The 11,710-nt window shown below is 72.4% G+C and carries 10 protein-coding genes, 1 other RNA gene and 1 pseudogene; 9 read left to right on the top strand and 3 right to left on the bottom strand.

Annotation, left to right across the window (positions count from 1 at the left end; all coding sequences use genetic code 11):
- Positions 1–62: 62 nt before the first annotated feature.
- Together ACFPFQ_RS12730 and ACFPFQ_RS12725 are read left to right on the top strand one after the other, a co-directional pair.
- On the top strand, positions 63–956 hold the full coding sequence (locus tag ACFPFQ_RS12730; RefSeq protein ID WP_379618160.1) for a carbohydrate ABC transporter permease: 894 nt from the start codon (positions 63–65) through the stop codon (positions 954–956).
- A 6-nt stretch (positions 957–962) separates the two neighbouring features.
- Positions 963–1,643: an alpha/beta fold hydrolase gene (locus ACFPFQ_RS12725; protein WP_379618158.1), complete on the top strand. Its 681-nt coding sequence runs from the start codon at positions 963–965 to the stop codon at positions 1,641–1,643.
- A 3-nt stretch (positions 1,644–1,646) separates the two neighbouring features.
- Here ACFPFQ_RS12725 and ACFPFQ_RS12720 read toward each other — a convergent pair whose 3' ends face one another.
- A complete protein-coding gene (locus tag ACFPFQ_RS12720; protein ID WP_379618156.1) occupies positions 1,647–2,396 on the bottom strand; it encodes an HpcH/HpaI aldolase family protein in 750 nt (249 codons plus the stop codon).
- A 131-nt stretch (positions 2,397–2,527) separates the two neighbouring features.
- Here ACFPFQ_RS12720 and ACFPFQ_RS12715 point away from each other — a divergent pair, with 131 nt between their 5' ends.
- The 6 genes and pseudogenes from ACFPFQ_RS12715 (at position 2,528) to ACFPFQ_RS12690 (ending at position 8,625) form a co-directional block, all read left to right on the top strand.
- Positions 2,528–3,523, top strand: a complete 996-nt coding sequence (locus ACFPFQ_RS12715; RefSeq protein WP_379618154.1) for a LacI family DNA-binding transcriptional regulator — start codon at positions 2,528–2,530, stop codon at positions 3,521–3,523.
- Positions 3,524–3,612: 89 nt separating this feature from the next.
- On the top strand, positions 3,613–4,611 hold the full coding sequence (locus ACFPFQ_RS12710) for an ester cyclase (RefSeq protein ID WP_379618152.1): 999 nt from the start codon (positions 3,613–3,615) through the stop codon (positions 4,609–4,611).
- Positions 4,612–4,623: 12 nt separating this feature from the next.
- Complete coding sequence (locus ACFPFQ_RS12705) at positions 4,624–5,775, top strand: hypothetical protein (protein ID WP_379618150.1); 1,152 nt, start codon at positions 4,624–4,626, stop codon at positions 5,773–5,775.
- A gap of 40 nt (positions 5,776–5,815) precedes the next feature.
- Positions 5,816–6,715 (top strand): nitrilase-related carbon-nitrogen hydrolase, encoded by a 900-nt coding sequence (locus ACFPFQ_RS12700; RefSeq protein ID WP_379618148.1) that lies wholly within the window; start codon positions 5,816–5,818, stop codon positions 6,713–6,715.
- An 89-nt stretch (positions 6,716–6,804) separates the two neighbouring features.
- Entirely contained in the window at positions 6,805–7,542 is a 738-nt protein-coding gene (locus ACFPFQ_RS12695; protein ID WP_379618146.1) for a zinc ribbon domain-containing protein, read from the top strand.
- Between the two features lie 10 nt (positions 7,543–7,552).
- Positions 7,553–8,625, top strand: a pseudogene (locus ACFPFQ_RS12690) (bifunctional RNase H/acid phosphatase).
- Here ACFPFQ_RS12690 and ACFPFQ_RS12685 read toward each other — a convergent pair.
- On the bottom strand, positions 8,626–9,867 hold the full coding sequence (locus ACFPFQ_RS12685) for an ArsB/NhaD family transporter (protein ID WP_379618144.1): 1,242 nt from the start codon (positions 9,865–9,867) through the stop codon (positions 8,626–8,628).
- Positions 9,867–10,628, bottom strand: a complete 762-nt coding sequence (locus ACFPFQ_RS12680; protein WP_379618142.1) for a sulfite exporter TauE/SafE family protein — start codon at positions 10,626–10,628, stop codon at positions 9,867–9,869. The genes ACFPFQ_RS12685 and ACFPFQ_RS12680 overlap by 1 nt, the downstream gene beginning before the upstream one ends.
- 250 nt (positions 10,629–10,878) lie before the next feature.
- Between ACFPFQ_RS12680 and rnpB the strand changes: the two genes are divergently transcribed.
- An RNA gene (rnpB, locus tag ACFPFQ_RS12675) (RNase P RNA component class A) lies at positions 10,879–11,296 on the top strand.
- Positions 11,297–11,710: the final 414 nt, after the last annotated feature.

Genomic DNA, 11,710 nt, shown 5'->3' with positions numbered 1-11,710 from the left:
GACCTCAGGTGCGCCCGAATCCTGGCTGATCAACCAAGCTCGGACCGGAAGAGGGTGCACCAGTGAGCGCGGTGCAGACACTCGAACGTCCGGCGTCCGGCGAGTCCTCGGAAGCGCCACTGAAGCCGCGCCTGTCCCGGCGCCGTGCGCGGTCCTACCTCATCGGCGGCATGCTGGTGCTGACGTGCTGGGCGATGCTCAGCCCGGTGCTGTGGGCGGCCATGGCGGTGACGAAGCCGACCGACGTCGCGTTCCTCAACCCGCCCGTGTTCGCCTACGAGCCGACGCTGCACGCGTTCGTCGACCTGTGGCAGACCACCTTGTTCTACAAGTACCTGATCAACACCCTCGTCGTGGCCGTGATCAGCACGATCGTCGCGTTGGTGATCGGGATCCCGGCGGCGTACGCGTTGTCGCGGTTCCCCAGCTGGATCTCCGCGGTGCTGCTGATCGCCGCGCTGATCTTCCGGGCGCTGCCGCGCTTCTCGGTGGTGCTGCCGATGTACGACATCGCCCGCTCGCTGGGGATCTACGACACGACGTTCGTGGTGGCGGCCGCGTTGGTGGCGATCAACCAGCCGTTCAGCATCTGGCTGCTGCGCAACTTCTTCGCCGAGATACCCAAGGAGCTCGACGAGGCGGCCATGCTGGACGGGTGCAGCCGGTTCCAGACGCTGCGCCGCGTGATGGTGCCGCTGATGGGTCCCGGCATCATCACGGCGGGCATCTTCATGTTCCTGTTCGCCTTCCAGGAGTACCTGACGGCCAACATCCTCACCGACGTCTCCGCGCGCACGGTGCCGGTGTTCATCGCCACGCAGCTCGGGCAGACGCTGCCGATGCTGCAGCAGGCGGGCGCCGCGGCGATCCTGCTGACGCTGCCGGTGGTGCTGTTCGCGTTCGTCGCGCAGCGCTACCTGGTGGCGGGGTTGGGCGCGGGCTCGGTCAAGGGATAGTGGCTCATGGCCGATCCGCTGGTGCTGCTGCCGGGACTCAACTGCTCGCCGCGGCTGTGGTCCACCATGCTCGACGAGCTGGGGTCGCCGACCGTCGTCCACGGCCGGCTCGACGGCCCCACGCTCGACGATGCGGTCGCCGCACTGCTGCACGTGCTGCCACCGCGCTTCGCGCTCGCCGGGCTGAGCATGGGCGGGATCGTCGCGATGGCGCTGGTGCGGCAGGCCCCGGAGCGGGTGTCGCGGCTGTGCCTGATGGCGACGAACGGGCGGGGTCCGACGCCCCAGCAACGCGCGGGGTGGCTGGCGCAGCGGAGCGAGCTGGCGGTCGGCCGTACGGCGCGCGACGTGCAGCGCGACCTCCTGCCGTTCCTGCTGTACAGCCGCGATCCGGAGCTGGCCGAGATGGCCCTGCTGATGGCCGACGACCTGGGGGAGCAGGCGCTCGACGGGCAGCTCGCCGCGCAGGCCACCCGCACCGACGAGCGGCCCGCGCTGGCCGCCGTGCGCGTGCCGACCCTGGTGCTCGTCGGGGACCAGGACCGGATCTGCCCGGTGGATCGGCACGAGGAGATCCACGCGCTGATCCCCGGCTCCCGGCTCACCGTGCTCGCCGGGGTGGGGCACCTGGCCCCGCTCGAAGCGCCGGCAGCGGTGGCCGCCGCGCTCGCGGGCTGGCTCGGGTGAGGATCAGGCGCGCAGCGACCGGAACACGTCCATCAGCACCGCGGTGAGGTTGTAGACCACCACCTGCGCGCCCCCGTCGAACGACTCCACCGCTGCTGCGGCGCTGTTGGCCAGGTCGGCGCGCACCGTGTCCGCCGTGCCGGGGTCGCTGCGCACTGCGGCCAGCAACTCGGCCACGGTCGGGTCCGCGGCCTGTCGGGACGCGCCCAGGTCGGCGGTGCCGACGAGGTAGCCGTCGATCCCGGGCACCGCGACGATCGCCGCGGCGTCGCGGATCGCCGCGGGCGACTCGAGCATGGCGATCACCAGCGTCGCGGCGGCGGCCGCGCGGTGCGCGGCGGCGTCGACGGTGCCGAACCGCCCGGCGCGGGAGTAGGTGGCGAACCCGCGCTGTCCCCGCGGCGGGTAGTGCACCGCGCGCACCAGTGCCTCGGCGTCCGCGGCGGTCTCGACGTGTGGCGCCACGATCCCCGCCGCGCCGTGGTCCAGCACCCGTAGCGCCGTGCCCGGCTCGTGCTCACCGAGGCGGACGAGCACCGGCATCCCCTGGGCGTCGGCGAGCGCGATGTGCTCGCGCAGCAGCCCGATGTCGGCGGGGCCGTGCTCGGCGTCGACCAGGACGAAGTCGAGTCCGGCCACCGCCAGCATCTCGACGATCTCCTCGGCCGGCATCCGCACGAGCGCGCCCGCCAGCCGCTCGCCCGCCGCCAGCCGCGCGCGCAGGGTGGTCGTCGAACCGCGGTGCTGCACCATGGTGCGTCCTTTCCGATAGCATACGTATGTCGGCCAGTGAACGGGTCCGGGCCGCACGCGTCAAGCGATGATCGGGGCGGCGAGGTTCTCCGCGTGGCTATGCTGCTGCGGTTCGGGGGGAGAGGCGCGAGATGATCACCAGTCACGATGTGGCGAGGCTGGCGGGGGTGTCGCAGCCGACCGTGTCGCGGGCGCTGCGCGATGACCCGAAGGTCTCCGAGGCCACGAAGCAGCGGGTCCGCGAGGCGGCGCTCGCGCTGGGCTACTCGCCGAGCGCGATCGGCCGTGCGCTGTCGGTGGGGCGCTCGACGCGGGTCGGGCTCGTCGTCACCGACCTGGAGAACCAGTTCTACGCCCACGTCATCGCCCCGATGCACCACGAGCTGGAGCGGCTGGGCCACGAGCTGGTGCTGATCACCGAGTCGTCCGAGAGTGGCCCGGTCGCCGAGCACGTCATCGGTCACGGGCTGTGCGGCGTCGTGCTCGCCACCACCACCGTCGACTCGATCCTGCCGTCGCGGTTGCACGATCGCGGCGTGCCGTTCGTCTACTTCAACCGGACGGCGCCCAACGTGCCGGCCGACTCCGTCACCGTCGACCCGGAACAGGGCATCCGGGAGCTGCTGGCCGACGTCGTGGCCAAGGGCCACTCCCGGGTCGGCGCGATCTTCGGCCCGCGCAACACCAGCACCGGTGAGCTGCGTGAACAGACCGTGCGCGCGGTGCTCGACGAGCACGGCATCACGCTGGCGCACCGCGACGTGCGGCACGGCCCGTTCGACTTCCGCACCGGGCACGAGGGCATGCACGCGCTGGCCGGGCGCGCCGATCCCCCCACGCTGGTGCTGTGCGGCAACGACGTGGTGGCGCTGGGTGCGCTCAACGCCGCGGCCGAGCTCGGTGTCGCGGTGCCGGGCGACGTCTCGATCGCAGGCTTCGACGACCTGCCGACGTCGAGCTGGGCGCTGGTGCGGCTCAGCACGGTGGCCTACGACCTCGACGCGATGTCACGCGCGGCCGCTCGCATGATCGTCGCCAGGGCCGACAAGCCCGAGGCCGAGCCCGTCACGGAGGTCTTCCCGACGCGCTACGTCCCGCGCACCACGATCGGCACCGCTCGCTCCTGAGCCGCCCGTGCGGGTCGAGCGCCGCCTCTTGTCACCGCGAATGCATACGCATACAGTCGTGGTGGTTCCGACCGCAGGAGAGGATTTCCATGCCGCTCGACCCCGTCGCGTATGAGCCCTACACCGACCCCGACGACTTCATCCGCGAGGTGACCGACCGGATCTGGGTCGGCCGCGACGTCTCCTACATCGTGGACAACTACGAGCCCGACTCGATCGTCCACGGCGGGCTCGGCACGGTCATCGGTCGCGACGGTGTCATCGAGGGCAGCCTGATGCGCATCGCGGGCACGCCCCAGCACGTCGGGCAGGCCGAGGACGTGGTGTGGGAGGCGCGCGGCAACGACGCGTTCCTCAGCTCGCACCTGGTGTTCGCCAGCGACGAGCACCTCGTCGGCGGTCGGCCCACCCGGGTCCGCAAGCGCACCATCGCCAACTGCCTCTACCGTCGCGGCCGCATGGTCGAGGAGTGGGTGGTGCGCGACGAGCTCGCCGACTGCCTGCAGCGCGGCATCGACCCCGCGGCGGCGGCGCTGCAGATGCGCTTCCGCGGCTACGAGGGCTCGATGACCAAGCCCGCGCCTGCCGACGTCCTCACCGCGGGCGACAGCGGGCCGCGCCCCGACGACTTCCGCCCCGAGTGCGAGATGGTGCTGGAGTTCCTCGACGAGGTGTGGAACCAGCGCCGCCTCAACAAGGTGCCCGCCTACATGGTGCGGGACCTGTTCCTGCACACCGTGGGCGACCAGACGATCGTGCGTCCGGACGGCTACCAGCGTGATCTGTTGAGCCTGGTCGCGCCGTTCCCCGACGCCCGCTTCGAGGTCCGCGACGTGCAGACCCACCACGCCGAGCGCTACGCGGGGCTGCGCATCGCCGTGCTGTGGACGATGCACGGCACCTACCACGGCACGCCCGCGTTCGGACCGCTGACCAACTCCCCGGTCGACCTGCTGGGCGTGTCGCAGTTCCTGGTGCAGGGCGGCCGGATCGTCCGCGAGATGCGCGTGTTCGACGAGATCGCACTGCGCGCGCAGATCAACGCCACCCGCGGTGCCGGCGAGTTCACCGACACCAACATCTACTAAGGACTCCCCGAGATGCCCGACACCGTCGTCACCCCCGGCGAGATCGCTCGCCGCACCGTGCGCCGGCAGGACTGGGTCCCCTGCAAGGCCGCCTTCATCGACTGCCGCACGCCCGGCTCGGACCGCAAGGACAACTACTCGTTCATCGGGCCCGGCGTCTCGCAGAACGCCGAGCAGTTCGTCAACCTGCGCGAGCCGCACGGGTTCAACCTGGGCGCGGCCGGGATGCCGCACGGCACCACCAACAGCCTGCACCTGCACTTCACGGCCGAGGTGTTCATCAACTTCGGCGGCGACTACCAGCTGCGCTGGGGCGCCGACGGCCGCCAGGGCGAGTACCGCAGCGTCGACGGCGACGTCGTCTCGGTGCCCACCTGGATCTTCCGCGGCTTCACCAACGTCGGCGACGACGAGGGCATCCTGCTCACGGTGCTGGGCCACGACGACAACGGCGGCATCATCTGGGGGCCGTCGGTGCTGGCGGAGGCGGCCGGTCACGGGCTCTACCTCACCTCCGACAACCAGCTGGTCGACACCGTGCAGGGCGAGCAGGTGCCCGCCGGCGCGACCCTCGTGCGGCCCATGGCGCAGGAGGAGATCGACAAGCTCGACGCCTACTCCGTCGCCGCGTTCCGCACCCGCGTCGCGCACGCGGGCGACCGCACCTGGCTGCCCCGGCCGTTCCTGTGCTCGGGGCTACCCGGCGGCGGCGCCGAGCTGAGCCCGATGATCGGCTACGGCATGAGCGAGGACCGCCGCGCCGTCCCGTGGCAGCACGAGCCGCACGGCTTCGACCTGGCCTGGCTGCGCGCACCGGTCGGGGAGGGAGTGCTCACCCACCGCCACGGTGAGGCGCAGGTGCTCACCGCCCGGTCCGGCCGCTGGGCGGTGCGGATCAACACCGGGTCCGCGGAGAGCGTCGTCGAGCTCGGCAGGCTCGACTCCCTGTCTGTGCCTGCGGGGGCCTGGCGCTCGTTCGAGCTGCGCGAGGCCGGGCCCGACGGCACCGGCGAGCTGCTCGTCGTCAACAGCGGCGACGCGCGCACGGTGCTGGAGTGGGCGCCCGAAGTGGTGGCGGCCGCGCGAGCCGCGGGGCAGGTCCTGGACGCGAACGGCTACGTGGCGCCCGCGGCGGTGCTGGCCGCCGCCACCGAGGACGACTGAGCTGGCACACACCCGCGAGGCACCGCACACACCGTAGGAGGTGTGTGCGGTGCCCCGGCGGTGTGTGCGAGCGGGAAGGGTGCGTGTGATCGTCGCTGCGTGTCAGATCCCGGCCCGTTCTCCTGGCGCCCTCGAGCGCGCCGTTCGCTCCGCTGCGGCTCGGGGAGCGCGGCTGGTCGTGCTGCCCGAGCTCGCCGAGTGCGGGTACGTCTTCCGCGACGCCGCCGAGGCGCGCGCCGCCGCCCAGCGGCTCGACGGTCCGACCGCCACGCTGCTGCGGTCGCTCTCCGCCGAGCTGGGGTGCGTGATCGTCGGCGGCTTCGCCGAGCTCGGTGACGACGGCTGCGTGTACAACTCCGCGGTGCTGGTCGAGGCCGGTGCGGTGGTGGCCTGCTACCGCAAGGTGCACCTGTGGGGCAGCGAGCCGGAGTTGTTCAGCCCCGGCACGGAGCCACCGGCCGCCGTTGCCACCGCGGCCGGGCGGATCGCCGTGCTGATCTGCTACGACCTCGAGTTCCCGGAGTGGGTGCGGCTCGCCGCGCAGGCCGGCGCCGAGATCGTCGCGGCGCCGGTCAACTGGCCACGGGAACCCCGCCCGGACGGGGAACGCGCGCTCGAGGTGATCAAGGCCCAGGCGGGTGCGGGAACCTACCGCGTCCACGTCGTCGTCGCCGACCGGTGCGGGCGCGAGCGCGGTGTCGACTGGGTCGGCGGCAGCCTGGTCTGCGGCAGCGACGGCTACCTGCGCGCCGGTCCTGCCACCGCGACGGGGGAGCAGCCGCGGGAGGTGGTGGTGGTCGCGGATCTGGACGTGGCGGCGGCCCGGGACAAGGCGCTGGGGCCGCACAACCACGCCTTCGCCGACCGGCGACCACACCTGTACGGCGACACATCCGCCACATCGCAGGCGGCCGACGCGGTGCCGCGCGCCGGACGGTAGCGTCGGGGGTCGCGAACCGGTGGTGGAAGCGTGCCGTCCGGACGCCCACCCCGATCGTTGCCCGACACCGACGTGAGAAGGATGGCTGCATGAAGGCCGACCCCGCCGTCCAGCGGCGGCTGCTCGACCTCGCTGAGGTCGACGCCGAGCTGTCCCGGTTCGCGCACCGCCGCCGCACCCTCCCCGAGATCGCGGAGCTGGAGTCGGCCGAAGCCGCCGTGCGCACTGCCAAGGACAAGCTCGTGGAGGTCGAGACGGCCGCGGGCGACCTCGACCGCGACATCCGGCGCATCGAGCGCGACGTGGAGGGCGTGCGGACGCGCACCGACCGCGACAACCAGCTGCTCACCGGGTCCGGCATCGCCGCCAAGGCGGCCGCCGACCTGCAGCACGAGCTGGAGACGCTCGCCCGCCGCCAGACCGTCCTGGAGGACGAGCAGCTGGAGGTGATGGAGCAGCGCGAGGCGCTCGGCGCCGACCTGGAGCACTCCCGCGTGGTGCTGGCCACCGCCGAGGAGTCCGTCAAGGCGATCATCGAGCGCCGCGACACCGCGCTGGCCGACATCGACGCCGGCGAGATCGGCAGGCGTCGGGCACGCGAGGAGGCCGTGAAGACGCTGCCCGTCGATCTGCTCACCGCCTACGACAAGCGCCGCGAGCAGCAGGGGGTCGGCGCCGCACTGCTGCTCGCCCGCCGCTGCCAGGCCTGCCGCCTCGACCTGGACCGCACCGCCATCTCGGAGCTGAAGGCCGCGCCCGCCGACGAGGTCGTGAACTGCGAGGAGTGCGGCGTGATCCTGATCCGCACCAAGGAGTCGGGCCTGTGAGCGCGTACCGGTGAAGGTCATCGTCGAGGCCGACGGCGGGTCGCGCGGCAACCCGGGCCCGGCAGGCTACGGCGCGGTCGTGCTCGACGCCGCCACCGAGGAGGTGCTCGCCGAGCGCGCCGAGGGCATCGGGATCGCCAGCAACAACGTCGCGGAGTACCAGGGCCTCATCGCGGGCCTGCGCGCCGCGATCGCGGTGGGCGCCACCGACGTCGAGGTGCGGATGGACTCCAAGCTCGTCGTGGAGCAGATGACGGGCCGCTGGAAGATCAAGCACCCGGCGATGAAGCCGCTCGCGCAGGAGGCCGGAGAGCTCGTGCGCGAGCTCACCAGCGTGTCCTTCGGGTGGATCCCGCGGGCCCGCAACGCCCGCGCCGACGCGCTCGCCAACCAGGCGATGGACGATCAGGCGGGCCGATGACCTCGGCGAACGCCCCGGCCTCCACGTCGTGGACGGGCCAGGTGGGCGAGCCGACGAAGATCCTGCTGCTGCGCCACGGCCAGACGGCGCTGTCGGTGGAGCGGCGCTACTCCGGCCACGGCGACCCCGAGCTCACCGAGCTGGGGCTGGCGCAGGCCGCCGGGGCGGCGGAGCGGCTGGGTGCCGGGCCGAAGATCGCCGCGGTGTTGACGTCACCGCTGCGACGGGCTCGGCAGACCGCCGAGGGCGTCGCCGCTGCCACGGGAGCGCCGCTCGTCGTGCGCTCCGGCCTGATCGAGACCGACTTCGGCGGTTGGGAGGGCCTGACGTTCCGCGAGGCGCGCGAGCGCGACCCGGAGCTGCACGGGCAATGGCTGGGCTCCGAGGACGTCGCCCCGCCGGGTGGGGAGAGCTTCGCCGCGGTGGGGGAGCGCGTCCACGCGGAGCTCGCCGCCGCCGTCGCCACGTATCCTGGCGCCACGATCGTGCTGGTCAGCCACGTCACGCCGATCAAGATGGTGCTGCGCGAGGCGCTGCAGGGCGGCCCGTCCATCCTGTACCGGCTGCACCTGGACCTGGCGTCGCTCTCGATCGTCGACATCTACCCCGACGGCGGCGCGAGCGTCCGGCTGGTGAACGACACCAACCACCACCCGCGCTGATCAGCCGACCAGCACCGACGCGCACCACAGTGCCGCGGTGGCTGCCGCAAGTGCCAACGGCGTGGTGAGGAGCCCGACGCGGGTGAACTCGCCCGCCGACGGTGGCGCGTCGCGGGCGGTGAGGACCTGGCGCCACAGCAGCGTCGCCAGCGAGCCGACGTAGGTCAGGTTCGGGCCGATGTTGACCCCCAGCAGCATGGCGAGCACGAGCGCGGGATGCGCGCCTGGGCCCAGCACGCCGAGCAGGATGAGCGTGGCGGGCAGGTTGTTGACGATGTTGGCCAGCAGCGCCGCGATCCCGGCCGTCGCCAGCAGGCCGAGGAGCGTCGGGGTGTCGGGCACGAACGCCGCGAGCGCGGACGTCAGCCCGGCCGCTCCGACCGTGGCCACCACCACGCCCAGCGCGAGCACGAACACGCAGAACAGCGGCGACGCCGCGCGCACGATCGCCACCGGCGTGATCTCGCGCCGCGCCAGCGCCCGCACGGCGAGCACCGCGGCGCCCGCCGCAGCCACCCACACCGGCTCGACGCCCAACGGGGACGACACCCCGAACCCGGCCAGCGTCAGCGCGAGCACGACCAGCGCGAACCGGGGTGCCGGCCGCCCGTCGCGCTCGGCGGGGGCCACCGCGACGGCCAGGTCGGCGCGGAAGAACCAGCGCAACACCCCGTACTCGACGGCGACGGCGGCGATCCAGGGCAGCACCATCAGACCGGCGAACCCGGTGAACGACAACCCCGAGGCGGCGAAGGCCAGCAGGTTGGTCAGGTTCGACACCGGCAGGATCGTCGAGGCCGAGTTCGACAGGTGCCCGCACGCGTAGACGTGCGGGCGGGCGGGCACGCGCAGCCGCGCCGCGGTCGTCAGGACGACGGGGGTGAGCAGCACGACCGTGGCGTCGAGGCTCAGCACGGCGGTGGTGCCCGCCGCGGCGACGAAGACCAGCACCAGCAGCCGCTGCGGCCGGCCGGCTGCGGCGACGGCCAGCCGCGCGCCCAGCCAGGCGAAGACCCCCTCGGCGTCGGCGAGGTGGCCCAGCAGCAGGATCGCGGCCAGGAAGCCGACGGTCGGTGCGAGGTCGGCGAGCTCGGTCAGCGCGGCGTCGAGGGGCAGCAGGCCCAGCAGCACGACGAGCGCGGCGGCGGGCACCGCGACGACGGCCTCCGGCAGGCCGCGCGGGCGCGCGACCGCGGCGACCAGCACCGCTGCCAGCAGCGCGATCGAGACGGCGAGCGCCATCAGCGCAGCAACAGGTAGATACCCACGGCCACGCCCAGCACGACGACCGACCAGCGCAGCACGTTCTCGGGCAGCCTGCGGGCGACCTTGGCGCCGAGGAACCCACCGACCAGCGTGGTCGGGGCGAGCAGGGCGACGGCCAGCCAGTTCACCGGCGCGCCCAACGAGAAGATCGCGACCGTGACCGACGCGATGACCAGCGACAGCCACCCCTTGAGCGCGTTGAGCCGCACGAGCTTCTCGTGGGTGCACAGCGACAGGGTGGCGATCAGGACGACGCCCAGCGCGCCACCGAAGTAGCCGCCGTAGACCGCGGCGAGGAACACAGCGGGCAGCAGCACCGCCGTCCGGTCCGGGGCGCCGGGCTCGGGTGTCCCGATCCACTTCTTGATCGTCGGGCCCAGCGCCATCATCGCGCTGGCCAGCAGCACGAGCACCGGCACGATGGTGTCGAAGACCGCGCCGGGCAGGACCAGCAGCAACCCGCACCCGACAGCCGAGCCCACGACCGCGACGGCCGAGGTCAGCAGGATCCGGCGCCGCTGCCCCTTCAGGTCCTCGCGCGCGCCGATCACCAGCCCGACGTAGCCGGGCCACTGCGCGACCGAGTTGGTGACGTTCGCCGTCAACGGCGGGAAGCCGACGGCGAGCAGCGCGGGGAAGACGAGCAGCGACCCACCCCCGGCCACCGCGTTCACCCCACCGGCCAGCAGCCCGGCGATGAGCAGGAACGCCAGCGCACCCGGCGACGTGTCGATCACGACCGGCACGGTATCCCGGCGCCGGTGTCCCGGCGCGCCGAGCCGCGCGCCGTCACGTGCGAGCTTCCCCACCCGAGGGGGAGGATGGGGGCATGCCCGACGAACAGGAGCGCGGCCGCGACACCCTCGGCGAGGACCTCGGGGGCGATCCGGTCTGCTGGCTCTCCGAGCTGTGTCCGGAGTGCGGTGCGATGCCGAGCGGTCCCGGCCCGTGCTGGCGATGCGGCACCGCGTACGCTGACCGGGCGGACGAGCTGGCCGGGCGACCGCGATCGACGGCTCTCGAGCCCGACGTCGAGGAAAGTCCGGACTCCGTAGGGCAGGGTGGTTGTCAACGGCAACCCGGGGCGACCCGCGGGACAGTGCCACAGAGAACAGACCGCCCCGCGCCCCAATGATCGTCGGGGCCGGGGTAAGGGTGAAACGGTGGTGTAAGAGACCACCAGCACCCCGGGTGACCGGGGTGGCTAGGTAAACCCCACCCGGAGCAAGACCAAGAGGTTCCCGTCTCCGGACGGGAGCTGCGCAGGCGTTCGAGGGCTGCCCGCCCGAGCCTGCGGGTAGGTCGCTCGAGCCCACCGGCAACGGTGGGCCTAGATGGATGGTCGCCGAACGGTGCACCGCAAGGTGCCCGGGAACAGGATCCGGCTTACAGGCCAGCTCGTCCGTGTTAACCCTCTGACCTGCGAAAACAGTCTAGGTGATCGTTCTTAGGGCACATTTAGGGCACATGTACTCGCCAGTAGCTTTGCTCAAGATCAAAGTGTGGGTTCGGGCTGCTGGCTGCTTGACCCACGAGTCGTGACGCTGCGTGTCTGTCTGCCCGGCTTCAGGACCGAGTCGATCGCGCTTCGGGTGCGGTCCTCGGAGTCCGGCCACAGGTGTGCGTAGGTGTCGAGGGTCTCGGCGGCGGTGGCGTGCCCGAGGCGGCGTTGGACGGTCTTGATGGACTCGCAGTGGCGGATGAGCAGTGAGGCGTAGTAGTGGCGGAGGTGTGGCGGACATGATCAACCACCCGGCCGAACCGGTGATCACCAGGGGCCGTCACGAACTTTGCGCCAGAGCCAAGTCCCGCTGTCCGT

It is taken from the genome of Pseudonocardia sp. GCM10023141, assembly GCF_042653605.1.
This window is presented reverse-complemented; position numbering and strand designations above follow the sequence as displayed.